The organism is Streptomyces sp. NPDC054932, assembly GCF_053610205.1.
Genome location: NZ_JBSGXU010000005.1, coordinates 54,966 through 79,426 on the forward strand (window position 1 = coordinate 54,966; position 24,461 = coordinate 79,426).

The 24,461-nt window shown below is 68.8% G+C and carries 29 protein-coding genes and 1 pseudogene; 15 read left to right on the forward strand and 15 right to left on the reverse strand.

Annotation, left to right across the window (positions count from 1 at the left end; genetic code table 11):
• Positions 1-41 precede the first annotated feature (41 nt).
• Entirely contained in the window at positions 42-1,199 is a 1,158-nt protein-coding gene (locus ACWGE1_RS02590) for a DUF3419 family protein (RefSeq protein ID WP_453418726.1), read from the reverse strand.
• A gap of 835 nt (positions 1,200-2,034) precedes the next feature.
• On the opposite strand from ACWGE1_RS02590, the gene lspA reads away from it, so the two are divergent.
• Positions 2,035-2,619, forward strand: a complete 585-nt coding sequence (gene lspA, locus ACWGE1_RS02595) for a signal peptidase II (RefSeq protein ID WP_453418727.1) — start codon at positions 2,035-2,037, stop codon at positions 2,617-2,619.
• A 3-nt stretch (positions 2,620-2,622) separates the two neighbouring features.
• On the opposite strand, the gene ACWGE1_RS02600 is transcribed toward lspA, so the two are convergent.
• Positions 2,623-2,961, reverse strand: a complete 339-nt coding sequence (locus tag ACWGE1_RS02600) for a DDE-type integrase/transposase/recombinase (RefSeq protein ID WP_453418728.1) — start codon at positions 2,959-2,961, stop codon at positions 2,623-2,625.
• Positions 2,895-3,191, reverse strand: a complete 297-nt coding sequence (locus tag ACWGE1_RS02605) for a transposase (protein WP_453418729.1) — start codon at positions 3,189-3,191, stop codon at positions 2,895-2,897. The genes ACWGE1_RS02600 and ACWGE1_RS02605 overlap by 67 nt, the downstream gene beginning before the upstream one ends.
• Positions 3,192-3,212: 21 nt before the next feature.
• Between ACWGE1_RS02605 and ACWGE1_RS02610 the strand changes: the two genes are divergently transcribed.
• The 3 genes from ACWGE1_RS02610 (at position 3,213) to ACWGE1_RS02620 (ending at position 4,402) form a co-directional block, all read left to right on the forward strand.
• Positions 3,213-3,440, forward strand: coding sequence for a hypothetical protein (locus tag ACWGE1_RS02610; RefSeq protein ID WP_453418730.1), 228 nt, complete (start codon positions 3,213-3,215; stop codon positions 3,438-3,440).
• Between the two features lie 203 nt (positions 3,441-3,643).
• A complete protein-coding gene (locus ACWGE1_RS02615; RefSeq protein WP_453418731.1) occupies positions 3,644-3,811 on the forward strand; it encodes a hypothetical protein in 168 nt (55 codons plus the stop codon).
• Between the two features lie 147 nt (positions 3,812-3,958).
• Complete coding sequence (locus ACWGE1_RS02620) at positions 3,959-4,402, forward strand: hypothetical protein (RefSeq protein WP_453418732.1); 444 nt, start codon at positions 3,959-3,961, stop codon at positions 4,400-4,402.
• Positions 4,403-4,558: 156 nt separating this feature from the next.
• Here the strand turns inward: ACWGE1_RS02620 and ACWGE1_RS02625 are convergent, their stop codons facing one another.
• The 3 genes from ACWGE1_RS02625 to ACWGE1_RS02635 form a co-directional block, all read right to left on the reverse strand.
• Entirely contained in the window at positions 4,559-5,569 is a 1,011-nt protein-coding gene (locus tag ACWGE1_RS02625) for a TauD/TfdA family dioxygenase (RefSeq protein WP_453418733.1), read from the reverse strand.
• A 41-nt stretch (positions 5,570-5,610) separates the two neighbouring features.
• Positions 5,611-6,777: a hypothetical protein gene (locus ACWGE1_RS02630; RefSeq protein WP_453418734.1), complete on the reverse strand. Its 1,167-nt coding sequence runs from the start codon at positions 6,775-6,777 to the stop codon at positions 5,611-5,613.
• Between the two features lie 374 nt (positions 6,778-7,151).
• Positions 7,152-8,102, reverse strand: a complete 951-nt coding sequence (locus ACWGE1_RS02635; RefSeq protein WP_453418735.1) for a helix-turn-helix transcriptional regulator — start codon at positions 8,100-8,102, stop codon at positions 7,152-7,154.
• Between the two features lie 65 nt (positions 8,103-8,167).
• Here ACWGE1_RS02635 and ACWGE1_RS02640 point away from each other — a divergent pair, with 65 nt between their 5' ends.
• Together ACWGE1_RS02640 and ACWGE1_RS02645 are read left to right on the forward strand one after the other, a co-directional pair.
• Positions 8,168-8,542 (forward strand): VOC family protein, encoded by a 375-nt coding sequence (locus tag ACWGE1_RS02640; RefSeq protein ID WP_453418736.1) that lies wholly within the window; start codon positions 8,168-8,170, stop codon positions 8,540-8,542.
• A gap of 655 nt (positions 8,543-9,197) precedes the next feature.
• Positions 9,198-9,341, forward strand: coding sequence for a hypothetical protein (locus ACWGE1_RS02645; RefSeq protein ID WP_453418737.1), 144 nt, complete (start codon positions 9,198-9,200; stop codon positions 9,339-9,341).
• 91 nt (positions 9,342-9,432) lie between these two features.
• Here the strand turns inward: ACWGE1_RS02645 and ACWGE1_RS02650 are convergent, their stop codons facing one another.
• Complete coding sequence (locus tag ACWGE1_RS02650; protein WP_373040189.1) at positions 9,433-9,636, reverse strand: cold-shock protein; 204 nt, start codon at positions 9,634-9,636, stop codon at positions 9,433-9,435.
• 451 nt (positions 9,637-10,087) lie between these two features.
• Here ACWGE1_RS02650 and ACWGE1_RS02655 point away from each other — a divergent pair, with 451 nt between their 5' ends.
• Positions 10,088-11,398, forward strand: a complete 1,311-nt coding sequence (locus ACWGE1_RS02655; RefSeq protein WP_453418738.1) for a hypothetical protein — start codon at positions 10,088-10,090, stop codon at positions 11,396-11,398.
• A gap of 150 nt (positions 11,399-11,548) precedes the next feature.
• Here ACWGE1_RS02655 and ACWGE1_RS02660 read toward each other — a convergent pair.
• Positions 11,549-11,751 (reverse strand): annotated as a pseudogene (locus ACWGE1_RS02660) (M15 family metallopeptidase); the annotation flags it as partial.
• A 221-nt stretch (positions 11,752-11,972) separates the two neighbouring features.
• On the opposite strand from ACWGE1_RS02660, the gene ACWGE1_RS02665 reads away from it, so the two are divergent.
• Both ACWGE1_RS02665 and ACWGE1_RS02670 read left to right on the forward strand, forming a co-directional pair.
• On the forward strand, positions 11,973-12,536 hold the full coding sequence (locus ACWGE1_RS02665; protein ID WP_453418739.1) for an RICIN domain-containing protein: 564 nt from the start codon (positions 11,973-11,975) through the stop codon (positions 12,534-12,536).
• Between the two features lie 522 nt (positions 12,537-13,058).
• Positions 13,059-13,361 (forward strand): heavy metal-binding domain-containing protein, encoded by a 303-nt coding sequence (locus tag ACWGE1_RS02670; RefSeq protein ID WP_453418740.1) that lies wholly within the window; start codon positions 13,059-13,061, stop codon positions 13,359-13,361.
• A 348-nt stretch (positions 13,362-13,709) separates the two neighbouring features.
• Here the strand turns inward: ACWGE1_RS02670 and ACWGE1_RS02675 are convergent, their stop codons facing one another.
• Entirely contained in the window at positions 13,710-14,150 is a 441-nt protein-coding gene (locus tag ACWGE1_RS02675) for a DUF4240 domain-containing protein (RefSeq protein ID WP_453418741.1), read from the reverse strand.
• 116 nt (positions 14,151-14,266) lie between these two features.
• Here ACWGE1_RS02675 and ACWGE1_RS02680 point away from each other — a divergent pair, with 116 nt between their 5' ends.
• Complete coding sequence (locus tag ACWGE1_RS02680) at positions 14,267-14,410, forward strand: hypothetical protein (protein WP_453418742.1); 144 nt, start codon at positions 14,267-14,269, stop codon at positions 14,408-14,410.
• An 890-nt stretch (positions 14,411-15,300) separates the two neighbouring features.
• Here ACWGE1_RS02680 and ACWGE1_RS02685 read toward each other — a convergent pair.
• Entirely contained in the window at positions 15,301-15,693 is a 393-nt protein-coding gene (locus ACWGE1_RS02685) for an MmpS family transport accessory protein (protein WP_453418743.1), read from the reverse strand.
• A 166-nt stretch (positions 15,694-15,859) separates the two neighbouring features.
• Here ACWGE1_RS02685 and ACWGE1_RS02690 point away from each other — a divergent pair, with 166 nt between their 5' ends.
• From ACWGE1_RS02690 to ACWGE1_RS02700, 3 genes are all read left to right on the forward strand, one after another.
• Positions 15,860-17,065 (forward strand): sensor histidine kinase, encoded by a 1,206-nt coding sequence (locus ACWGE1_RS02690; RefSeq protein ID WP_453418744.1) that lies wholly within the window; start codon positions 15,860-15,862, stop codon positions 17,063-17,065.
• Between the two features lie 101 nt (positions 17,066-17,166).
• The gene (locus ACWGE1_RS02695; protein ID WP_453418745.1) at positions 17,167-17,823 is read left to right on the forward strand and encodes a response regulator transcription factor; all 657 of its coding nucleotides are present in this window, start codon (positions 17,167-17,169) and stop codon (positions 17,821-17,823) included.
• A gap of 57 nt (positions 17,824-17,880) precedes the next feature.
• Complete coding sequence (locus ACWGE1_RS02700) at positions 17,881-18,411, forward strand: SMI1/KNR4 family protein (protein WP_453418746.1); 531 nt, start codon at positions 17,881-17,883, stop codon at positions 18,409-18,411.
• A 209-nt stretch (positions 18,412-18,620) separates the two neighbouring features.
• Here ACWGE1_RS02700 and ACWGE1_RS02705 read toward each other — a convergent pair whose 3' ends face one another.
• From ACWGE1_RS02705 to ACWGE1_RS02720, 4 genes are all read right to left on the reverse strand, one after another.
• The gene (locus ACWGE1_RS02705; RefSeq protein WP_453418747.1) at positions 18,621-19,664 is read right to left on the reverse strand and encodes a methyltransferase; all 1,044 of its coding nucleotides are present in this window, start codon (positions 19,662-19,664) and stop codon (positions 18,621-18,623) included.
• A gap of 60 nt (positions 19,665-19,724) precedes the next feature.
• Positions 19,725-20,555: a helix-turn-helix domain-containing protein gene (locus ACWGE1_RS02710; RefSeq protein WP_453418748.1), complete on the reverse strand. Its 831-nt coding sequence runs from the start codon at positions 20,553-20,555 to the stop codon at positions 19,725-19,727.
• A gap of 279 nt (positions 20,556-20,834) precedes the next feature.
• Complete coding sequence (locus tag ACWGE1_RS02715) at positions 20,835-21,068, reverse strand: hypothetical protein (RefSeq protein ID WP_453418749.1); 234 nt, start codon at positions 21,066-21,068, stop codon at positions 20,835-20,837.
• Between the two features lie 86 nt (positions 21,069-21,154).
• Positions 21,155-21,847, reverse strand: a complete 693-nt coding sequence (locus tag ACWGE1_RS02720) for a DUF6193 family natural product biosynthesis protein (RefSeq protein WP_453418750.1) — start codon at positions 21,845-21,847, stop codon at positions 21,155-21,157.
• A 29-nt stretch (positions 21,848-21,876) separates the two neighbouring features.
• On the opposite strand from ACWGE1_RS02720, the gene ACWGE1_RS02725 reads away from it, so the two are divergent.
• Together ACWGE1_RS02725 and ACWGE1_RS02730 are read left to right on the forward strand one after the other, a co-directional pair.
• Complete coding sequence (locus tag ACWGE1_RS02725; protein WP_453418784.1) at positions 21,877-22,455, forward strand: hypothetical protein; 579 nt, start codon at positions 21,877-21,879, stop codon at positions 22,453-22,455.
• Complete coding sequence (locus ACWGE1_RS02730; RefSeq protein ID WP_453418751.1) at positions 22,349-22,852, forward strand: DUF6233 domain-containing protein; 504 nt, start codon at positions 22,349-22,351, stop codon at positions 22,850-22,852. The genes ACWGE1_RS02725 and ACWGE1_RS02730 overlap by 107 nt, the downstream gene beginning before the upstream one ends.
• Here ACWGE1_RS02730 and ACWGE1_RS02735 read toward each other — a convergent pair.
• Positions 22,814-24,274, reverse strand: coding sequence for a ribonuclease catalytic domain-containing protein (locus tag ACWGE1_RS02735; RefSeq protein WP_453418752.1), 1,461 nt, complete (start codon positions 24,272-24,274; stop codon positions 22,814-22,816). The two genes, ACWGE1_RS02730 and ACWGE1_RS02735, sit on opposite strands and share 39 nt — an antisense overlap.
• Between the last annotated feature and the right edge of the window lie 187 nt (positions 24,275-24,461).

Sequence of the window (24,461 nt, forward strand, 5' to 3'; positions counted from 1 at the left end):
GCGAGCTGCATCTGACCTGTGAAGGTGTGGCTGGCCCAAGATTACGTCCGGCGCAATTGATCCGCGACTCGCTGCTGGTCAATTCGGTAGATGTAGAAGCTGCTGTACGTAAAGGACCGGTCCTGTGCGAAGAGCCGGTGGGCGAGATCGTCCTCGCCGACCACCGCACTTCGGAGCTCAGGAGGGACAGGAAGTGAGCGTACGGCGGAACGGTAGATGAAGCGGCCACCTGGCGTACCAGCCCTGAGCACGCTGCGCACCGTCGCATGGAGGGACTCCCGGCTCATCCAGTCAAATATGTCCAGAAGGTTGAACTTGTCGACCGACGACTCGGGCAGTGAATCGAGGTACTCGGTGAGCCAGGCCGTGACGTTGACCACGCGATCGGCCGTTTGCTTCAGGGTGTCGAAATTCCGTTCGAGGAGGTAGGGAGGAACGCTCTCCGCGTCCAGGTAGGCGCCCAAAAATGCCTGGGCGATGAAATAGTTGTCACGTATCGGGACGGTGGTCAGCACATATTCCATGCGATCGCGTATGTATCGCCCTATGCCATGACGGTCTTGAATCAGGTCATACTGGGAGGGGTGCATGCCGGCGCAGGCAAGCACCCATCGGGAGCCGAGGATTTTGAGTACCGAACCGCGCAACAACCGCGGGTGGATCTCGCGGTAGTAGAAATCGCGCTGGTCATCGATGTCGCCAACCTCGAAGAACTGGCGTATCCGTCGCTCTCCGAGCTGCAATCGCATATAGCGGCGAATCCACTTCAAGAAGAACCCCAGCTTGCCCTGGGCAAGTATCCCGCGTTCCAGTACCCGAGTGTTACTGTCCCAGTAATTTCGTGCGCCATCAGGCAACTTGGCTCGCAGTGCTCGCCGGTAGATGTCCACCGCCTCCGTGCTGCCACAGGACGTGAGGAGAGAGCAGAAGTCGGCATGGTCAAGGTGTCGAATGCCTGCCAGCTTGAGGTCGAGCAGGTACGTCTGAGCGGGGTTGGGGTCGACGCAGATGAGCCGGCGGGGCCGTAGACAGAGGAGGTTCAGGCAGTTGCAGCCACCCGACGTGATGGACAGAACGGTGTCCTGGTCCGCCGATATGCGGAGCGCCTCACGATCGAGAAGCGGATCCTCCCAGGACTGGTTGAATACCAATCCGCGGAAGTAGGTGCGTTCTATCAGTCGATTGAGCGTGCTCTCCATAACGCGAGCCCCATCGTCGGCCTGGCCCTGTCGAGATGAGGCAGTAGCACCCGCTGCCCCTGATGCCCCACTCCTCCCCGTTGGTTAGATTTATCACCAAATGCTACTCCGAGTGACTCTTGCTCGCTCCTTGACGCGGCGGTCGCCACCCTGCCGCCCCGCCGCCCTGCTTCCGGGCGCCCTGGACGCACCGGGCCCGGGGTCTCCTGGCTGACGGCACCCCCGACATGACGGATGCGGAGCGGGCCGAAGTGTGCGCGATGGTGCCGGCGTCAAATGACCAGCGCTGACCGCCGATTGCCCTTTCGTCCGGCTGACCTCTCCCGGTCCGCTCGATGAGCATCCCGTACGAGCCGAGAGAGCTCCTCGGGACGCCGCCGACTGCTCACGCCGCCCACCCCCCTGACTCCGCCGGACCGCCCGGTGAAAGGCTCAAGGATCAGCTCGACGCTGTCGGAATGCCGCAGGCCGACCTGGCTCGGTGTACCGGTTTCCCGTGGGGAGCCGGTCGGAGTCCGCCTGGCATCGCCGACCCGAGGCGGCCGAAGGCCTGGCGCAGCTACTGGACCGCGTTCCGCCGTTCCACCGTCTGGGGACCACTTCTCGATCACCGCTTTCCGCGAGTTCCCTCGCATCCGAGGAGGGCGGAATCGAAGCAGAAGTGAACGCTTTCCCGGATTTCCCGTCAGTCCTTTTCCAGCGCTTCGGCGCGTACGGCCGAGTCGGCCAAGCTGGCATCCGTCACTGACAGTGGCCGGACAGGTGCACAATGTCCATATTTGCCTGCCTCTAGTAGAGTAGGCGCCATTGTGTCGTAATATCAGTGGAGTGGATCATGCCTACCAGCAGTTCCTCGCAACCCCAGCGGGAGACAGCAGGGGCCGAAGCCGGCGCCCGAGCTCTGAGCAAGAGCCATCTGGCCGCATTGCTGGCAGCAGCTGGTCTCACCTACGCATTGGACCTGGGCAGCAAGTTCCTGGCCGTCTCGCGGTTGGAGAACCACGAGCCCGTCGACGTTGTCGGCCGCGTGCTCACTCTCCAGGTGATACGCAACTCGGGCGCGGCGTTCAGTATGGGCCAGGCGGTCACTGCTGTGTTCACGGCGATCTCGCTCGCGGTCATCGTGGTCATCGTGCGCGCCTCACGCAAGCTCCGCAGCCTCCCGTGGGCTCTCGCCCTGGGCCTGCTGTTGGGGGGTGCGCTCGGCAATCTCACCGACCGGATCTTCCGGGCACCTGAAGTCTTCCGAGGGCACGTCGTCGACTTCATCTCTGTTCAGCACTTCGCGGTCTTCAATCTCGCCGACTCGGCGATTGTCTGCGGCGGAGCCCTGATGATCCTCCTTTCGTTCTTGGGCGTTTCCCTGGACGGAACCACCCCGCAAGACCGCCGGGACAGCGGCATCGCCGTCCCGGGGTGACACTCATCCCCACCGCGTAGCAGATCCTGGACCCGCACCGCGGGAGCTTGGCCGGAGCGGTGATGCACACCGATCACGGGTCCGCTCAGCTACCGCCAGGGCGTCGATGACGAGCTGGGTGGGCATGTGGTCGGCGATGGCCCACCCGGCGAGCCGGCGTGAGGCGAGGTCGATGACGGTCGCGAGACAGAGCGGCTTCCCCCCGCTGACCGGCAGGTATGTGATGTCGCCGACGTACTTCGTGTTCACCGCGGCCGCGGTGAAGCCGCGTCCGATCAGATCCGGTGCCTTCGGCGCCGCCTGGTCCGCGACGGTGGTGCGGTGCCGGCGGCGCAGACGCACTCCCTCGAGCCGGTGGTCCGCATGATCCTGGCGACGCGCTTGTGGTTGATCACCGGGCCGCCCTCGTAGCGAAGCTCGGCGGTGATCCTGGGGGCTCCGTGGGTTCCGTCGGAGTCCTGGTGGACCTTGCGTATCCGGGCTGCGAGCCCGGCCTCGGCGGCCTGCCGAGCCACTCTTGCGGCCGCGGTGCGGCGCCAGTAGCAGGAGCTCGAGCGGGAGGGGCCGAGCATGTCGCAGAGCCGCTTAACGCCGTGCCGGCGCTGGTGATCTTCAACGAACTGGCAGCGGTTCGCCGGCGCGTCTCCCCTACGAAATACCGGGGCCGCTTTGCGGAGGCTGTCGCGTTCTTCCTCCAGCTCGCGGATCCGGCTCCGGGCTGCGGCCAGCTCCGCCTGGACGTCATCACCGCCGGCCTGCGTGGCGGCCGTCGACGCGGGATCACGACGGCACGAGGTCGCCGAAAGATTGCGGAATCCTGAGCCCTGTAGTCAGCCGCACAGGCTGATTACAGCGCTAAGTCACACCAGGCATGCCGGCGCACAGGCGAAACGCCACTGCACCCCTTCGCGGTCGCCGTCTCGTCGGCGTTCTACGACTTCGGCCAACGCCGCCTCGGGTTCTCTTCTACGCTCGTCCCCTGACGCGTGGGGCGGCTGGGGGCAGGGTGCGGGTTGAGAGATGCGTGGGCGGGGTCATTGGTGGCGGCCGCCGCGTCGTCGGCCATGGTGACGAACCACGTGACGGGTGCGCCGCCCGGATCGGGGCCGAGTACAACGCCGCCCTCGCCGTCGCCTTCCGCCGCCGCGACACGAAGGAGTCGATCACCGATCGAGGCTCAACCGACCACTGACAGGGGTGCTCGCACTGCCGGCATCCACTCGCCCAAACAGATCCGCATCGAGATCGTCACTCTCGGTCGTCGCCAGCGGCGTGGCTGCTCGCCGGACCTGGCAGCCACCGACGAGAGCAGGGGAGCCTGATCATGCCGTCCTTACTGATGACGACCGCACTGCCTCTGGTAGGTGTAGCGTTCGGCGCCGCAGGTTCCTTCGCTGCTCAGTACCTCACGACGAGGGAGACCAAGAGGCAGGCATCCAGAGCCGCTGCGGCAGCGGTCCGTGCCGAACGCAAGGAAGCGATCCTGTCCTTCCTTGAGATCTGCCAACGGGTGGAGCGCGCGGCCGAGCACCGCTATCAGAACAACAACACGTTCGTTGAAGGCTCTCCCGAACTCACCCACGAGATGTGGTTCCGCCAGAAATGCCTCGACCTTGTCGTCAGCCGCCACCTGAGCGACATGGCCTTCAGGTTCACCGACCGCCTGATGGCCGCTGCCTACGGCCGCGTACCTGACGGCAAGGAGGTCTGGGACTTCATCCACGAGGAGCGCGGACCATTCATGCAAGCCGCCAAAACGGAACTCGGTATCGTGGCGGACTGACGCGTCTTCGCCTCGGGTCCCGTCGACCCGCAGACGCTTTCCCTGTCGCTACCACTGAGACTCCTTGTCGCCGGACAAGCGGCCCGAGCCCCCAGAGCGGGGGGGGAAGACGTTCACCTCGTACGCCACCACCCACCCCGTGGGGCTGGACGCCGGTCAGCGGGCGAGGATGTGGCCGTCGTGGGGGCGGTGGTCGCGGGACCGGCGCAGGTCGGTGGTGACGTAGGTACGTTGCAGCCAGCGGTCCGCTCCGTCGTAGCGGGGGTGGAAGGCGGTGCGGCCGTGGACGGTGACGCGGTTGTCGATGATGACCAGGTCACCCGGATTCAGGCGCAGGGTGCGGGCGGTCGCCTCGCAGGCGCGGCCGAATTCGGTCAGCGCCGCGGCGGCCCGAGGGGTGAGCGGGGTGGTGACGAGTTGGGCCATCCGTATGTCGGGATCCTCGACCGCTCCCGACAGCACCGGTCGGGGCTCGGCGTCGGGCTCACTCGCGGCAGCGTCGGGGCCGAAAGAAGGTGGTGGTGTGGTGATGAACTCCGGTGCGAACAGGGTCTGGCGACTGGCTGGGGTGAGGCGCGGCAGCGCTTGGCGGATGCCGGCGACGCGCATGCCGGCGATCCGATCGTGGTCGGCGCGCAGGCACAGGAAGATCACATAGTCGGGTGGGTGGGGGTGGAAGCCGTTCTCGGTGTGGAAGGACAGCGGCGCCGATCCGGCGTTGCCGTGGAAGCTCTCCTGCCCGGGCACGGGAACGACGTCCTGTACGAGCGCACCCGATTTCTCGGCCCGGTAGGCGAGAGGCTCGCCGAGCCCGCAGGCCACCATGGTGAGCACCGCGGCCGAGACGGTGGCCCGGCGCTGGACCGAGCCGGGTACGGACGGTGTCGCGGGCAGGACCGCCTGATCGACGGGCAGGCCGCCGATCACCAATGTGCCGTGCGGGCCGGAGTGCCTTCGAAATCGGCGCAGCCCACGGCGCAGCGGGAGCGGAAGGTCCTCCCAGGCGTCCCGCGCCCGGGCCACCCACTCGGGGTTGTCGACGCGGTCGTGTTCGCCGGTGCACAGGGTGCGGGCCAGCCGCTCGCACGCGCCGGCATCGGCCGGGTCGAGTGCCCAGTCGGCGGCGACGGCAGAGCTTGGGGTGGTGCCGGGCGTCGTCTCGGGCATCAGGGTCTCCTGCCGGAGGTGTGGGCGGCGGACACGCGGACTCACGAGTGGCGCAGGCCGGCCACGGCGTCGGCGATGTAGTGGTCCCCGAATCGGATCAGGGAGGCGTACTGGGCCGCGCGGCGATGGCGCATGAGCCGAAGTTCGGCGACGGCGTTGTCGGGGCCTTCGGGTTTCTGAGCGATGGAGCGACGCAGATGCACCATCGAGTACGCGAGGGTGACGTGCCGTTCACCGTCCACGATGTCGGCTTCCAGGAGCGCGCCCCGGGCCTCGGCCAGTTCCGGGGCGTCGGCCGCCAACTGCCCGTAGGAGTCGGGAATCACGGACAGCAGGTCCTTCATCGCCGCCCGGAACAGCTTGTATCCGCGATGTTGCCGACCGCTCAACGGGACGTCCACCGACGGGGGCGCCATGGTGTGGCGTATCGCCGCCATGTAGTAATCGGCCGGGACCGTACTTGCGTGGGTCATGGCCGCCGGGAAGCCCCGCACGTACACCGTCGCATCTGCCAGCCGTGGCAGAGCGGCATCGCCGTCGCCGTGTCGTAGATGGCGGGTGGCGTCGGCCACGGCGACCGCGGCGCAGATGTTGAACAGGACATGGACCTGGTGCCCGATGAGCCACCGAGCAGTCCACACACTCTCCATTGACTCCCCCGCAGCAGGCTCGGGGACGGCCGCAGGCGGTACGGGGTCAGGGTCGGCGCCCGGCGCTGCGCCGGTGAGGTCGAGCACCGCCTGCCGCATCCCGGCTGCCTCCAGTGCCAGGTCGGCGCCCGACAGCGGAGCCTCACACAGGTCCTCCAGACCGCGGTGGACGACCAGGACACCGTGCAGGGCGGCTTGCTGATCCGACAGTTCCCCTTCACGGACCCGGAAGAACGACTGACTGGTCGACTCCGCCGGCAGTGTCTCACCGGCCACGGCCGGATCCAGTGCCGACAGAGCGGCCACCAACTCACCGGCAGCCGCAGTGGCCTGACGCAGCGCAAGGGCCCGCTCGACAGGTCTGGCATGGGTCGCCAGCCCGGCCAGCACGCGCGCGGTCCGCTCCGCCTCAGCATCGATCTGCGGGCCCAACACCGGGGCGGACCGCCCGCCTCGGGGCTCACGGAAAACAGCGACAGCAGGATGACCGGCAACCGGCGATAAGCCCATGGTGGAAGTACTTCGCCAACAACACTCCACACGAAACCTGATCTGCATGATCGTTCCTGTGCGTGGGCCGGAAACGGCCGGCGAGGTGGTGGTGGCGGGCGCGGCATGCGCCCGCGGTCTCCGGTCCGAGGACGACATGTGTGGCGTCGCGATCGCCGATCCTCTCCATGCGGGCGGTCAGCAGCGTCGACTGGCGTGAGTCGACCAGGAGGTCCGCTTCCCGCCCCGGCAGGATGTCCCTGACCATCGACACCATCCGGGAGTGCGCGGCCGGGTACCTGCAGCTGTTCCGGGGAGCAGGCCCGGTCGCCGAGGTCCAGTTCGCGCGGGACATTCCCCGCGCCCGGGGCCCGCCCGGCGGACTCCCCAGCGCAGAACCCGCCGCGCCTGCTCGCCGAGCGTCTGCGCCTTGCTCGTCGCCGTCAGCGGTTGGCTGTCAGGAGAGCGTGGGCGTGGCGGATGAGTCCCTGGCGTACCTCGTCCGGGGACAGCACTGTGAGCGGTGTGGCCAGGCTGAGGAGGTAGGCGACGAGACTGTCGGTGCTGTTGCCGCCGATCTCGACCACGGTGGCTTCGGAGCCGTCAGGGCTGTGTGTGCCGATGGTGGGTGGGACCATTTCCAGAGCGCGATCCATGGGGAGCGGTAGGCGGATCGTCGTGTACACGGGGTAGACGACGCTCGCGATCCCCCGGGAGACCAGTGCTGCGGCGTCGGGCGGATCGGTCAGGTCGGCCGGTTCGGGGGTGGGGCGTACGCTCACCACCCGGTCGGCGCGGAACGTGCGCCATTCCTGTTTGGTGACGTCCCGCGCGACCAGGTACCAGCGCAGGCCGGTGTGGACCAGGCGGTACGGGTCGACGGCTCGCACGGAGGCCCGTCCGGCGTGGTCCCGGTAGGAGAGGGTGGTGCGCAGTGTGCTGTGACAGGCTCGCGCCAGTTCCAGCAGCAGAGGTGTGTCGATCTGCGGTTCGCCGGAGCGCGGAGTGTGTTCGAGCGTGCCGCCCAGTGTGTTCAGCTGGTCCGCGAGGTGTGTGGGCAGGCTCTGGCGAAGCTTGAGCAGCGCGGAGAGGGCGGCCTGCCCGGTGCCGAGGACTCCGCTGAGCGCGGCCTCGCGCAGGGCGACGGCGACCGCCAGGGCCTCCTCGTCGTCCAGTACCAGTGGCGGCATCCGAGTGCCGGGGGTGAGCCGGTAGCCGCCCCAGGGGCCGGCCGCGGATTCGACTCCGTACCCCAGGTCCCGCAGCCGGGCGATGTCCCGGCGGACTGTGCGGTCGGTGACCGACATGCGCTCGGCCAGTTCACGGCAGGTCCATTCGGGGCGCGCGGACAGCAGCGACACCAGGCGCAGCAGACGGGAGGAGGTCCTGATCACAATCCCCCAGTGTTCCGTATGACCAGGACACTCCCTGTCAGGGTCATGACCTATGGTCCGGTCCCATGAACAAGCCCGAGATCCGACTGCTTTCCTTCGACTTCGACTGTCCTGACCCGGCTGAGCTGGCCCGTTTCTACGGAGATGCCTTGGACCTGCCCGTGCTGTACCGCAGTGACGACTTCGTCCTGCTGGGGCGGGAGGGAGCCCCTGGGCTCGGCTTCGTCCGCCAGGCCGGCTACCGGCCTCCGGCCTGGCCTGACCCCGCCCACGGCAAGCAGGCCCACCTCGAACTGGGCGTCGACGACCTGGACGCCGCGCAGGAGCGGATGCTCGCGCTGGGTGCCACCCTGCCTTCCTTCCAGCCGCGGCCCGATGTGTGGCGGGTGCTCCTGGACCCGGCGGGACATCCCTTCTGTCTGTCGACGCACGGAGTCTGAGCCCCCGTCCCGCACCGTCTTCGGCTCTCAGCGTGCTGGTGGAGAGGGGTAGGGCGAGAGTCCGGTTCCGGTGGGGAACCCGTCGAGGACACCGGGGCGGTACGGCCGTGAAGAAGATCGCGGTCTGCTGATCCGCCGGATCTCCGGCGCCCCGCCCCCGGCCCGGTGGGTCACTCCGCATGCCCCGGGCCGCAAGCACTTCGTCACGGGAGCGTACTCGCGCTCGCTGGCCCGGGCCCGGGCCCGGGCGCCGTGGTGTGGGGCCGGGGCGGGCGTGATGGAGGCCGACGAGTCCGTCGATCCGCGCGCCGAACTGCTCGCCGAGCGCGGGCCGCTCACCCAGGAGGGCGGCCGTGCGCTCGGGCGCCGTCCGTCCCCCGGTCCACGGCGACCCGGGGCTGCTGGTTCCGAGGTTCCTGCCAGGGCGCCAGGTCCGGGCGCACGCGGACGGCTCGCGGTCGTAACGCACTTCGCGGACAAGGCCCGGGTCCTCCCCGGTGTTCCGGAGGGCTGGCGGATCGTCGACGTACAGGGCAGCGTCGAGGACGTCGTCGAACTGCGCGTTCGTGCCGCCTGCGAATTGGCCCCACCGTTCATCGTGTCCGGGCCGCTACCGCCACGGCCCCGAAATCCGGTACCACCAGACCCTCACCATGTGAGCGTAGGCACCCACGTGCCCCGGCGAAGCCCAGCCACCGCGCTCTTCGCGGCTGAGGACTCCGGACCGAGCGCGGGCGGCGAGGCGTTCCAGAAAGGGTTGAAGGACCTCCAGCAGTACATCGACTGGGCGCGGCCGTGACCGCCGGCGCACCTTGAACTCCGTACCTGGCCGTAAGACGCAGAGGCCCGGGCCGGGGGCGGTTCCGCGGCAGCGGTCGGGCGCGAAAGGGTCAGATGGGGCGGACCTGCTGCGCCTGGGGACCCTTGGGGCCCTGGCCAGTGGTGAACTCCACCCGCTGGTTCTCCTCGAGCGACCGGAACCCGGACGCGTCGATCTCGGAGTAATGCACGAACACGTCCGGAGTACCGTCATCCGGCGCGATGAACCCGAACCCCTTCTCCGCGTTGAACCACTTCACAGTCCCCTGAGCCATGACACGCCTTCCCGATCCACCCCAGCCCGCGAACACCGCGGCCGGCAGCAACCCGATACTCCCCCACCCCGAACAGGCGAAACACCACCAAAGAGTGAAAGAGACGAGACCGAGCACGACACCTCCCCCGCCTCCCGGCCCGCCTCCACAACCAGGGCGCGTCGAGCTCACCATCCAGTTCTCTACTCGGGGGGCATGAAAGGGCAGCGGTGCATCTGACCGTCGCCACCGTGCTCCTCTGAAACAGGCCACGCAAAACGCAGGTCACGCGAATCGCAGGCCACAGCAGCGACCCGCCAACCGAGATCCGGGATGGTGCGCCGCCCCCGCTCCCACTCCACGCGTGAAGGGCAAGGAGCCTGCACCCGTACCTGCCCCTCCGAACGTACCTCGAGGAAGGCGGAGCAGTGACACTGGACGTTCCCAGTCCATGTCTCAGAGGGGACGCCGCATGCGGGCGCAGCAGACCGGTGACGAGCAGCGGAAAGGACCGCAGCGCCCGGGAGCCGCGCAGGCCGCACGACAGTCCCGGTCCGGCGGCGCGACGACGGCGGAATCGATGCTGCAACTCCAGCGTCTCGCCGGGAACGCGGTGGTGGCCCGCATCATCGAGGCACAGCAGCACGCGCACACCGCGGTACCGCCGTCGGGTCCCGCTCCCGTGGTCCAGCGCATGGAGCAGGACGAACTGCACCAGCACCCGCCGGGCCCAGCGCTGCGGGTACGGGGTCCCCGCAACTCCCGCGCGAGGGACCGCACGCCGAACGCGCTGACGGCGGACGAATGGCAGAGTCTGCCGCAGGCCACCCGGGACGCCGGCAACAAGCAGCGCGTAGCCATCGACGCGGACCCGCAGACACTCCAGGAGACTGACCAGCTGCTCCACTACAACCTGGGCAACATCCGCAGGCTCGCGCCGGACGTCCCCCCGACCGCCGGACGCAATGACGTGCTGGAGGGCATCGGCCGCGCCGACCCGCGCACCCTCGGCCACTGGAACCGCCAGGACGCACGCGACGCACAACTCGGCCGTGACGCCCGGGCCACGCGCGACGCGTACACGGAGACTCCCGAGGACCGGCAGCAGCGCCACCAGACGGTGGAGGACACCCTGGCCGCCGCAGACTCCCAGGACGCCATGGGCGACCTGCGCGCACTGCTGGGGCAGTTCGAGGGCGTGGCCATCGGAGGCACCCACTCCGGGGCACGCATCTGGCAGTTCCTGTGCACGCACATGGAAGAGATCCAGGCCGCCGGCGTGAGCACCCTCTACCTGGAGAGCGTCCGCGACGACGGATACCAGTCACTCGTCGATGCGTACCTCGCCGACGGGACGATGAGCCCCGAGCTGCTGACGTTCGTCACCCGCTACGACAGCAACATGAACCTGGGCGCGACCGGACTGCGAGCGGTGCTGGAGGCCGCCCGGACGCACCACATCCGGGTCAAGGGCCTCGACGGCCGCCCGGCCCGCCGCCCCCCGATGACGGCGACCGCCCTCTACCAGCGCGTCGCCGCAATGAACACCTACGCCACCCAGGCCGTCGCCAACGACCGTCGCCACCCCTCGGCGGCGGGCGGCTACCTCATGGAACTGGGCAGCGCCCACACCGGCATGTACGCGGGCCCGCCGCAGAACGCGTCGGTGCACGGGGCGGAGTTCCAGGCGGGCGAGGGCTTCCCCGGAGTGGACGACCTGCTGGGCATACCGGCGGTCGGCTACGGGGACGACGACCGCTTCCGCCGCCTCCCTAACTCCTGACGGCAGGCCCCGGGCCGCGACAACAGCCGCCTCGGTACCAGTACCAGTACCAACCGAGCCTCGCCCGCGGCCCGTTCACGCACTCGCAGTCGGCCGCCCGGAAATTTGCCCTATCACTCGCCCGGCCGGCCTGGGGGCACCGCCGAACCCGCCCAGGTCCAGCTCGCACCCGCCGGTGTCGGCTGGCGTGAGGTCGACGGCCGCGCCTGCACTGTGCGGTGGAGTGCGGGTGGCCGGTACCCCTCGACGAACAGCAGACACAGGCCCCGCGGAAGCAAGGCATGGGCCTTGAGCAGCCGGTCCGACACTCCGCCCCGCAGGTAGGCGAAGGCGCCCGCCGGGTCCTCCTTGCGTTCCCGGCTCGGTGCACCTGGCCCCCCGCCCGCGCCGCAACGCCCGGCTCCACCCGCTCATGGGGTCACGTGAGACGGGCGCCCGTGCACCGCACCCGCCCCGCCCATGTGGAGTACACATCGGCCGATGCGCCTTGCACTGCCGCCGACCGGTCCCCGAACGAGATCGTGTAACTCCGTTCACGCCCCGGCCCCAAGGCCGGCACCGAAAGGACACACACATGCCCCGTCGCCTTCTCACCCTCGCCGCCGTCTTAGTCAGCGCCTGGGCTCTCGGCGTCACTCCCGCCTCCGCATCCGCCTCCGGCCCCTCCCCCCTGCCCAACCCCGGGGCGGCCACGTCCGATCAGGGCACATCCGCAGCCGCTGCGAACGGCTGGCTGGTCCACACCTTCAACGGCAAGTGCCTCGAGGTCGAGAACTCCTCGACCGCCAACGGCGCCCGCGTCCAGCAGTGGGGCTGCAACGGGCAGGCCGGATCCGGCTGGTACGCCGAAAAGCACGGCAGCTACGAATACGTCAAGAACTACCGCAGCGGCAAGTGTCTCGAGGTCGAGAACTCCCGTACCACCAACGGCGCCCGCATCCAGCAGTGGGACTGCAAGGGACAGGCCGGATCCAAGTGGTACCCGGTCGACGCCGGCAACGGCTACTACACCCTCAGGAACTACGGCAGCGGCAAGTGCCTCGAGGTCGAGAACTCCGGGACCGCCAACGGCGCCCGCGTCCAGCTGTGGGACTGCAAGGGACAGGCCGGAACCAAGCTGTACGACACCGCGGCCTGAACACACCAGCAGCTTTGAGGTGAATCGGAACTCACCTGCAAAGCCAGCTGTCTCCTACCGAACCTGAATCGCGCCGAGGCCACCGCCATCCCCAGGCGGACAGCTCCGTGGCCGCCTCCGAACCCCCGACCGCGGCGCAGCGGTCCGGCCGGCCCCCGCCCCCGGCCTCGCAGCCCCCACAGCACGCTGCCCCACCAGCACGGATGCCCTGTGAGCCGCCCAAGCTCACAGGGCATCCGCCGTACTCGGGCGGGTCCACGAGGCTTCGTCGCAGTGGTCGACATCGGTGAACTCCACCAGCAAGCCCCCGGCCCGGCACCGCCGAGGACCTCTTCTCCGACCGGCACTGGGTCAGCTTCCTTCCGGCGGGGTCGATCGCGCTCGCGCACAGCGGCGCCGCAGGCGCTCTGTCAGGATGCAGAGCAGCGGGTGTGTACTGGGGGGCACCGTGGGTGATGGCGCCGGGCGTCATGCCAAGGGCCTGATGTCGATCGCGCGTTCGGGGCGCGAGAGGATGGCGCGATGGACAGAAAGCAGAAGAAGGAATTCGAGGAACGCCAGGAGCGGGAGTGGGCCGCCCGGGAAGCCAGCCTTGGCTTCTACAGCGTGACTGTGCCTGCGCCGCCCCACCCGCACACCGCTCTCGGTATCGTCGCCGGATACCGGCGGCAAAGTGTGATGGAAGCGGTGGAAAGCATGCAGAGCGAGGCCCGCGGTCTTGGTGCCGACGGTGTGCTCGGTGTGTCGATCGTCCCGGACGTCGGCCACTTCAGAACGGACTTCGTCGCATACGGCACTGCCGTCCGGTGGACGCCATCCGAGTAAACGGGAGGGCGCGGCCGTCCGGCCGCGCCGTACGGCTCCGCTAAATCCGGTCCGCCGCGTGGACGCCAACGGCTGCTGGGCCCGGAGGTCTTCGCAGCCCCGACTTCTCATCTGCTGCGGATGACGGCTCGACCACACGGCCGCCGGACTCAACAACCGAACCCCTCTCCTCACCCTCGGCGCAGTTCCCCACTTACCTTCATCAGTGCCGTCTCGCTTCGAAAATGTGACTGTCAGTAACTGTTTCACAGAAGTTGAGCCTGCACCCGTCAAGGTTCTGGCACACATTCCGTTCCGTGAGGACGATCACTGGCCCTGGGACTCGTCTCCATCCGCAGGACATGGCGTTCAATCAGTCCAGCCCTCGGCGTTCGAGCACGACTCGTAGGAGTAGCGCGTGTCGCGATCCCATTCCTCCCCAGTGATGCGTTTGTATGCCCGGTCCGGGGTGTAGAGCAGGCGCTCGGCCCAGATGAGGTCGGTGGCGTAAGGAGTGAAAGCCGCAGGGTCTTGGAGGACGCTGTCGAAGACGGTGCGGCCGGCGGCGACGACCGCGGCACGGGTGTAGAGGAAGGCGTCATCGGACAGGTTGTGTCCGTACTCCTTGCGGTCCAGCCGGTAGAGCGCCCATGACAGTTGCTCGGCGAACCCGATGACCAGCGACAACGGGGAGCGGGCAAGGCGTTCGGTCACTGTGGCTGCGAGGAGTTCGGCATCAGGGTCGGGTTCTGTGGGCCTGCAGTCGTCGATGAGCTGCCAGAAGGCGTCTTCGTTCATGGTGGCGAGCATGCCGCAGCAGTCTGACAGCCCTGTCTGCCGGGTTACCTGTTTGCTGGGCGACGCCGCCCGGGAACCTGAGCACACGTACTCATGCGGTGGCGGCCTGATGGAAACACGCTGTGATCATGAACCAGCGTGATGGGAAACCGGCTGGCCACCGTAGCGGCGTAGAACGTGCGGCCATGGCCGTCCTGGCAGGGGCCGCAGCGTTCGTCACCGCAGGTGCCGCCGCCTGCACCTCCGTGATCGCGGTCTACGCCCTCACGTGAGACGGAACGGGCAAACCTCGCCGAGTCGCCAGCGAGTTCGATGTGAAAGAGGACCACCACAGCATGGCGCACCAGCACCACCGGCAGCCCGCAGCCCTACCCCTCCGAAGCCCCGGGTTGCACATCTTCACCGCCGAGCGGCGCACGTCTGCGTGAGCGGGCCGTCGGATACTTGCTCGCGCCGCCCTGGCCGGACCGTGTGATGGGGTGGGTCCGCGCGAGACTGCAGCGCATGGACGCAGAGGGGCGCAAATGCAGGGCACCATACGTCGACGTGGGTCGTGGCGGAGAGCGGCGGCCGTGATCGTCGCAGCGTGGACGATCAGCGCAGGCACGGTGATGCCGGCGGCTGCCGCTACCGACCTGCGGGGCTACCTCACGAAGTCCTCGGTGTAGGGGCCGTGGACGCCTGACGTCGACCCCCTGGCTCCCCCGGCCCCCGCGAAGGCCCCCACCCCCAGCGCCGAGCAGACTGCGGCGCCACGCGCGGAATCCACGGCTGCGGAATCCGGCCTCTCCTGGCAGTGGCCTGGCACTCGGCGCCGTCGTCGCGGTGAGCCTCGGCCTCGGCCTCGGCCTCGGCATCACGGTGGTCGTCAAGCGCCGTCGCCGTTCACCTTCCGGGCGCCTCCCGGGCCATCGCCTGACCGGAATGAGGCCGCCACCGCGAGACCGGGCCTGACGTGGTGGCAGCTCTTCCCCGCTGGCACTCGGACTACGGGGCGGGGGTGAACTCCACGTCGGTGCCGCCGCAGCCGGCGGCGGGCGCCCTCCGGGGTGAACCGCACCAGCAGCGGCGGCGGCAGCAGCAGCGACCTCGGACCCGGTCTCGGCCCCGGACCCGGACCCGGCCTCGAGTCCATGGCCCTTTCCGCCGTCGCCGCCACGGGTCACTCGTCCTGCAGGTTGACGGAGCAGGAAACCGTGCCCTGGGAGTCCGGCGCATCCTGACTCGACCGGAGCTTGCCGTCGACGTAGACGCGGCAAGTGGTACCGGGCTGCGCATGGAGGACGGCGACGCCGTTGAAGCCGAAGCCGACGTTCTGCGAGACCGTCCACGGCAACGACTCGCCCGTGGCCTTCGTCGGGGCGTTCTCCCCGGAGAAGTTGTAGCCGATATCGGCCTGTCCCGTCCCCGTCACCTCCAACTTCACGTCCCAGTTCTTGTTGAAGAGGCCACAACCGGTGAGGGTCGTGGCGACAAGCAGCGTCGCGCCGCTCGCCAGCAGGGCGGGACGGGCCACGCGGTGCAGGAGGGGGAATCGGGAAACAGCGGAATTCACGAGGACTCCAGACGTTCTGTGTGCGCTTGCGTCGACCATTCTGAGCGGTCGGACCTGCCCCTCCCAGTGGTCGAAAGAACGCATTTGCACCGGAGGCCTCCGCCGAAAGTACGCACTCGTCTTCCCGCCGTCGTCCCTCTGACCAGCGGCATCTATCCTCTTCGCCATGCCGCCCCCGCTCCCACGCTCACTCCACCTCCCGTTCCCACTCACACTCCCGACGAGCCTCACTTCTCCCAGGCTCGCCGCCGGCCTCCTCGCCGTCCTGCTCACGGTGGTCGACGCAGGTGTGGTCAGCAGGACCAGGCTCGGACTCGCCATCCTGGTTTGTGAGGCACTCGTCTGCTGCACGGTGGCCGCCACGTCGCGTGCCCTTCGCACCGGCCGGCACGGGACGGCCTGCGTCCTGGCCGCAGGCGCGTCCGTCCTCTCGCTGCTGGTGACCTCGATGGTGCAGGAGTCCGTACTGCAGCGGACCCCTGGCTGGGCCGAGCTGGCGGGACTGCTGCTTCTGGTGTGCGTGACCTGCCGCTATTCCCGCGGACTGCCGCTGGTGCTTTCCGCAGCCGCACTGTTCGCCGCGACGACGCGGCTCGGCCAGCGGGCACCCGGGCTCTCGGACGTGCCGCTGCTCAGCCCACTGGACGGCTTCTTCACCCTGCTGCCGACGGCCTTCGCCCTGTTGGGCGTCTATCTGCGCGCCGAGGACCGCCGCCGGCGCTCGACCGCCGAGCAGGTGCGACAGGCCGAGCGGCTGGAGCTGGCGCGCGACCTGCACGACCATGTCGCCCATCACGTCACGGCCATCATCGTGCAGGCCCAGGCGGGCGAACACATCGCTGAGCGTGATGCCGCCACCGCCCGGCGATTGTTCTCCGACATCGAACGGAGCGGTCAGGACGGCCTCGTGGCCATGAGCCGTATGGTGCGGCTGCTGCGCGACCCCGACGCCCGCGAGCAAGCCGCCCCGACCACTCCTGCCCTGACCAGGGTCGGCGATCTGGTACGCCGTGCCGACACACCGGAACAGCACACTTGGCTGACCGTCTCCGAGGAGGTCGACAGCACCACCTGGTCTCCGCAACTGGCCAAGTCGGTCGAGAGACTGGTGCAGGAAGGGCTGACCAATGTCCGCAAGCACGCCCGTGGCGCCACCTCCGTGCACGTCCTGCTGGAGAGCGAAGGGGATCGCGTCGTCATACGGGTACGGGACAACGCGACCGGCGGCCAACGCGCACGCCCCCGGTTCCGCCCCAGTGGCTTCGGCCTGATCGGGCTGACCGAACGGCTCACCGAACTGGGTGGCGAGCTCAACTGCGGCCCCATGCCCGAGGGCGGCTGGGAGCTGGCCGCCGCGATACCCCTGAAATAGCCGGCGGCGGTCGCCGTCACCCGCCGCACGCCGTTGTGCCACCCTTGAGCCCCGGCAGCGAGACGTCGCCGGGACCCGACCGACCCGAGGAGCACCCACCCGTGACTGTCACCGTCGTGATCGCCGACGACCAGGAGATGGTACGGACCGGATTCCGGCTGATCCTGGAGAGCCACGAAGGCATATCCGTGGTCGGCGAGGCGTCCAACGGTGTCGAAGCCGTCGAGGCCGTGCGGCGACTCACCCCCGATGTATGCCTCATGGACATCCGGATGCCGGGTCTCGACGGCCTCGAGGCGACGAGACTGTTGCGGACCGGCCCTCACGCCGCGGCCTCCGGCACGAAGATCGTCATCGTCACGACCTTCGACCTGGACGAATACGCCTACCAGGCGCTGCGTGCCGGGGCCAACGGCTTCATCGTCAAGAACTCGGGCTCGCGGCTGCTCGTGGAAGCGGTACACGCGGCGGCCCAGGGAGAGTCGCTCATCTCACCGTCCACCACGGTGCGGCTGCTGAGACACCTCAACAGGCTTCCGGCGCAGCGGAACACGGAGCAGATCCAGCGCCTCACACCGCAGGAGCTGAAAGTCGCCACCCTGGTCGCACGCGGGCGCACCAACAACGAGATCGCCGCCGAGCTGAACCTGGCGGTCAGCACCGTCAAGAGTCACCTGAGCCGGATCCAGGAGAGGCTCCCGGCCCGCAACCGTGTGGAGATCGCGGCTTGGGCCTGGGAGCACGGCCTCGTCTCCTGAGCCCGGCGGACCGCAGGAATCACCCGCTGAGGCCAAGGTGGGGCAGTATGTGGGGCCGTGACCAATGCCCTCACCCGTCTTCTCGAAATCGCCCCGGCGCCGAGCCGGCCCCGCCACAAGGATTGGGGCGAGGTCGAACGCGCCCTCGCGGTCGAGCTCCCCGACGACTACAAAGAGTTCATCGGCATCTACGGAGGAAGCCGCTGGGACGACTACCTCTACGTCCTGGAGCCCGACTGCCCCAACAAACACTACGACCTCCTCAAATGGGCCAAGTACCAGTTCCAGGACCTGCAGGGCCTGTGGACAGTCGAGAAGAAGCCGGCGGAACTGGAGACCGAGGGGTCCGTACTCATCCCATGGGCGACCACCGACAACGGAGAATGCCTGTACTGGCTCGTCCTTCCAGGACTTGAGCCGAACGAATGGACCGTCATGGTGAACGAGGTGAGCGACCGATGGGAACACTATCCCGTATCGTGCACGCAATTCCTCGCGTCCGCCCTCACCGGAGAATTGCAGTCGGACGTCCTCTCGTCACTTTTCCCCCTGGCCACCCATGAATTCAGCCGTCTCGGTGCAGTGTGACCATGCGGCGCTCTGCCCGGCACGGAGCAGATCGCAGGCGAAACGGCCGCCCTGGACGACCTGATGCGCGGCTGCCTCGTTGCGGGTCCGGACGCCTTCGCGCCCAGGACCACATGCCCGGCGGCCGCTGACCACATGCACCAGCAGGGTCCAGCCGGAAGCCGATGACGCGCGCCGCTTTCGCCAGGTGCTCGGCGCGCGGTCTGTGGTCAGTCGGCCACGGCCTCGATCAGGGAATACGGGGCGGCGTCCGCGAGCGGGGTGACCGACGTGACGCGTAGGGCGGCCCGGCGGCACACCTCCTCGAAGTCCGCGCGGGTGCGTTCCCTGCCGCCGACGTTCACCATCATGTTGAGGTCGCTCAGGTAGGTGCCCTCGTCCTCCGCGCCGACGACCTCGGGAAGCACGGGCTCCACGATCAGAACTGCGCCACCGGGCGGCAGCACCTGGCGGCAGTGGCGCAGGATCGTGACCGCCTGGGCGTCCGTCCAGTCGTGCAGGATGCTCTTCACGAGGTACACGTCCGAGCCCTGCGGTACCGACTGGAAGAAGTCCCCGGCAACGAGGGAGCAGCGCTCCTCCAGCCCGTGCCGCGCCAGTGTCTTCGCGGCCTCTGCGAGACCGTCGGCAGTATCGAAAACCACGCCGGTGAGACCCGGGTGGGCTTCGAGAACGGCGGCCAGGAGGGTGCCGTTGCCTCCACCGACGTCCGTGACCGAGGCGAACCGGCCGAAGTCGAAGGCTCGCGGCAGGACGGCGGCGGTCTCGGAGACGACCTGGCTCATTGCCGCGTTGAAGTCCGCGGAGAGCTCGGGGTGTCGGGCGAGATGGCTGAAGAAGTCCGTGCCGAAGACGGAATCGAACGCGATCTCTCCCGTACGGACACTGCTCTCCAGTTGCTCCCAGGCGCGCACGATCGCCGGATCGGTGAACATGCGGACGAACGAGGCGAGGGAGTCGGGGTGACCGGGGCTGAGGAGCGCGCCCGCCGGGGTCACCGAGAACGTGTCGGGGGCGTGTTCCGCGAGCAGGCCGAGGGCGGTCAGGGCACGCAGCAGCCGTGTCATGGGCTGGTGGGCGGTCCCGGCTCCGACGGCCACCTCGGCAGCTGTGCGCGGCCCGTCGCCGATCAGTTCCACGACCTCCAGGCGGATCGCCGCGCGCAGGGTGTGCGCGGCCATGCTCCCGAACGCGAGCCGGACGACGAGCTCCCGGCCTGCCGCCGTCTGTGCTGCTCGGACCTCGGTGTTCATCACAGTCCTTGTTTCCTTCCTTCGGGTCGACCGATCACCGATCGGTCTGGATACGGCCAGTCAGGGCTCGGTGGACGCGGTCAGGCCGGCCAGTGCACCGGGTGTGCACCCGGCGAGGGCCTGGACGTCGCGGTGAAGATGGGGCTGGTCGGTATATCCACACGCCACGGCAACGTCGCCGGCGCGCTCGCCGGCGAGGAGCGCCCGAGCGGCGAGGTCGAAGCGGACCAGCATGGCGGCGCGCTTGGGGGTCAGGCCGACCTGGGAGCTGAACCTGGCCCAGAGCCGCTTGCGGCTCCATCCGCAGGACGCGGCAAGTTCGCCGACCCGTACTCGGCCACGGCGGGCCACGATGGCGTCCCAGGCGGCGGCGACCTCGGGGGCCATGGGCGGGGCCCCTGCGGCCCTCCGTCTGAGGAATCCGTCCGTGAGCGCGAGGCGTTCCTGCCAGGACGCGGCGTCGGCCAGCTGCTCGCGCAGCAGCCGAGCGTGCCGCCCCCAGAGGTCCTCGAGTCCGGTGATGGAGCCGTCCAGTTCGAGCGGGGAAACGCCCAGCAGGGCGTAGGCGGCCCGGGGTGACAACGCCACCTCGACGCATTCGACGCCCTCGCCGCGGATACGGGCCGGACCTGGCGACAGGGAGGCGACGAGACCCGTCAGTGGCCGGTGCCCGGAGGCGCTCTCCACCATGACCGGCCCGGCTCCGAGCCCGATGACGACGATCACGGCGGGCTGCGGAAGCACCCGCATGTCCAGTCCGCTGCCCGTGGGGTCCCGGAACCCGGCCATCCGTACGCCGTCGAGAGAGGTCCCGCCCAGGGGGCGGGCGACCTCCCAGCGGTTGTCAGCAGTGCGTTCCGGGGTCGTGTCCCCCGCATCGTCTCTGGGCATGGCTCCAGGCTCGCTGACAGGGCAGGCCCTTGTCTTGGACAAAAGTTCCGCGGCCGTTCCGCAGTCCTACCGGGTACGGGGCGGATCGGGCTCAGGGCATGTGATGCGGATTCGGAGCTGCCGCTCACCGGGCACGTCCCGCAGCCCTGGTGGGCGCGGCCTGTTGCCCGTGGGCGGGGGCGGCGGCTTCTGCCTGGGGCCCGCTGCTCGGGGGCCGCGGGCCCCAGGAGGCCCGCTTCGCGCTCCGGCGGGGGACGTTCAACCCCTCGGTCAGGGGCTTCAGTTGTGCTTCGCGTCCGTACTCGCGGGCGCAGCCCACGGATCTGCGACGACCCGCACCCACGACACAGCAGCAGGCACGGCGGCTGGTGCGGGTGCGGGTGCGGGGGTGTTGGCGGCGGCCGCGTCGACGGCGACGGCGACGGCGACGGCCTGGTCCACACCGACACCGGCTTGGTGGGCGCCGGTGGGGATCCGGGCGACATCGATCCCGGCAGTATCGAGGCGGCCCATCACGGCCGCGATGTCCGCCCAAACCGGAGACGCCAGGTCACGTCGCGCACCAGGCCCTCCGGCAAGCTCCGTCTGCGAGCCGGGGGCTACGAATCCGGCAGGGAAACGAAACAGGCAGCGGCGACCTCAAGTGCCGCGCTCAGCGAGGACACCTCACGCCGGAACCCACCCGGGATCATGGTCACTCGACAGCGCCCTTCCTCCAGGGGCCAGATCTTCACAAGGCCCGATTCCAAGTCGAATGGCGTCCGGCACAGCATCAGACTCCTGTGGCTGATGTCGGGCCAGAACTTCCGCAGGTCAGGGTGTGCGTGGGCCGCCTGGAGGAGTGGTCGGTCAGGCAGGTGCCACTCGCTGGAAAGGAGCTCGCGCCACTTCGCTGGAGCAGGGTCGCCATCCTCGAACGCTTGCGCCAGCTCGCTCCAGCTCATGAACGGAAAGCGGTCGTGCAGCTCCCGCAGACTGCCGCCTTGGCGCCACAGATTCGCGACTCCCACCGCAGCGACGAGGTCATTCGTCCATCCCTCCGACGACACGAAGCCACGGTGGCGACGAATCCGTACGCCGAAGGAATCCTCCGCGCAGGGGGAAACAAGAACCTTTCCCCGATCGGTAGTCACCTCGGCGCCGGCGTCCCAGCCCGAGCGAGTCCCCACCTCGCCCAGGTCGAAGCCTTGAGCCAGCGCGATGTGCTCGATACCCCGGATCAGACCCGCCAGCGACGCCGTATCGGGATCGGCCGGAACCCGCAGCTCCGCCTCTTGGCCACCTGTTGTCATGCCCGCCCCTGTGATTGAGACTGCCCTCCATGGATCAAGGGATATCCGCGCTGATCAGCGCTGGCATCGGCGCGACGGGGGCAGCTGTTGCGGCCCTCGTCACGGTGCGTTTGAGCTTACGCGGCCCGCTGGCTCAACTACATCAGCAGAGGGCACAGTTCCATAAACAGGGACTCGCTGACCACGTACGGGTCCGCCGCGACGCCCGCAGAAGCGCGTACGCGGCGTTCGCCGAGTCTTTTTACACCTTTATGGAGCTCGTCGCGCGAACCCACGAGACGGCGGAGACGGGTGACGCACGAGCAGCACTCGCACTCATTCAGGGCGAGGCCGCTGCCGTCGTACGTGGCCAACTACTCCGCGCACGCTCGGTCATAGCGATCGAAGGTCCCGACTACGTCACCAAGGCGGCCGAGGCCGTAAGCGACCGCGTCGGCATCTGGATGGAAATGCCATTGCGGATCGCCGGCTTGTCCCGTCAGTCACTCCAGTTCTCGGACTATGCATCGATCGAAGGCGGATTCCACACCGCCTTCCGCGAGTTCACTCAAGCTGCGAACCGGGCGCTCGACGACGAGGGCGCCTGGCCCGACCCCCAAGGCCCTTGACTTCCGTGAGCAGGCTCAGCCGAGTCCGGACAGCAGCGGCGCCACACGGTCACACCCAGAGAACCCGCTCTGCGTGCCCTGTACGCAGGCCCGACGGGCGTGGCTGCTCGACGGCCGTGTCCATCGACACCCGGTCGGCGTCCGCTCCGAGGGCTGCCCGAGCGCCACCGACCGTGCGCATCCGCTGGGCACGATGCAGGCGCTCGCCGCGCTCGCGCGGCCCGGCAAGACGGTGTGCAGCGTGTGCGACGCAGCCGAGGCGCTCCTGCCGATCCTCGCCCACGGCCAGGACGACGTGACCTCCCCGACGCCCGACCACAGGGTCAGACGGTCGGGGAGGCGGTGTGGGCGCGGCGGCTCAAGGCACGCTGAAGAGGACCTTGTCGTCGTCCGATGAGGGGTCCGCCCGCTCGAGCTTGGCCCTGACGCTCGCTCCGAGCAGGAGCTTCTGGCCGTTGGTCGAGGCGATCTTGGCCATCACCGCGGGGTCGGCCAGGTACACCTTGCCCTTGTGGGGATCGTCCCGCTCCGCGTCGGTGTCGATGACCGCAGCGTCGAACACCTCGCCCACGCGGTGCATGAGCACCGCGGCCTCGGCCAGGTCCACGGTCTGCCGGTCCGCCACACTCCCCTTCCCCCGTGCCATGTCGCACGGCAGACAGTGCAGGGCCTCGAGCACCCACTTCGGCGGGGGTTTGTCCGCGCACGCCGCCACGCACAGCTCACCGGTGTACCGGTCGACCAGGCGGCGCAGCGGTGCCGTGCAGTGGGTGTACGGGGCCGCGATCGCCGCGTGCATCGTGTGCTCCGGCGTCTGGTGATCGCGGAAGATGGTGTACTCCGCCTTGAGCATCGTGGTGGTGGCCTCGGTGAGGAAGGCCATGTGCTTCTGATTCCTCGGATCGAGCTTGCGGACCAGCGCGGCGTACGAGACGCCGGGGTCCCAGACGATGCCCAGGCACTTTGCGATCTCGTGCAGGCGCTTGACCACCAGCTGGTCGGTTTGCTCCTTCTGGGTCCGCAGGATCCCCGTACCGCTGTCGATCATGATCTGGGAGGCGGCCATTCCGGTCATGAGGGAGATCTGCTCGTTCCAGCCCTCCACCGGCAGCGTCGCCGCGTAGCTCAGCCGGAAGGATCCGTCTTCGAAGGCGACCTCCTGATCCGGCAGGTTCACCGAGATGCCCCCGCGCGTGATCTCGACGGCCTCCCGCAGCTTGCCGATCTCGCGCAGCAATGCGACGGACTCCTCGGCCGTGCCGTCCTCGATGGCCTGCTGGACGCCCTGGTAGCTGAGTTTGGCCCGGCTGCAGACCATGGCCCGGCTCACGGACGATTCGGTCACGTTGCCGTCGGCGTCGAGATCGTGCTGCCACAGGAGGGCCCGGCGGTCCTTGTTCGGCAGCAGACTGGCCGCGTCCTCGGAGAGCACGGGCGGGTACACGGGGACCTTGAGGTCGGGGAAGTAGAGGGTCTCGATCCGGTCATGCGCCTCGGCGTCCAGGGGGCTGCCGGGCCTGACGAACGCGGTCACGTCGGCGATGGCGTAGTGCACGCGGAAGCCGCCGCCGGGCCGGCGCTCCAGGTACATGGCCTGGTCGAGGTCCTTGGAGGTCGGCGGGTCGATCGTGAAGAACGGCAGTTGGGTGGCGTCCTTGTACTGCAGTTGCGGTTGCGGTTGGGCCGCTGCCTTGTCGGCCGCTTTGAGTACGCGCTTGGGAAAGGCCAGAGGGACCTTCAGCTCCGCACGGAGCTCCACCAGCGCGGAGCGCAGGGTGTCCAGGGCCTTGTCGGACATGTGCATCGGACGATGTCGCATGCCCCGAGCGTAGGGCGACGGTCACGGCCCGGCGCGGCGAGCGGGTCCGGGTGGCGGAACGGGCCGTACGGACCGGGGGTGACGGACGGTGGACGAGCGGGAAGCGGCACCGGGGCACCCGAAGGTCGGCGGCCGGCTGCTGCCCCGTCCCGGATCGGGGCGCCTGCCCAGCCGAAACGGCTCGCAC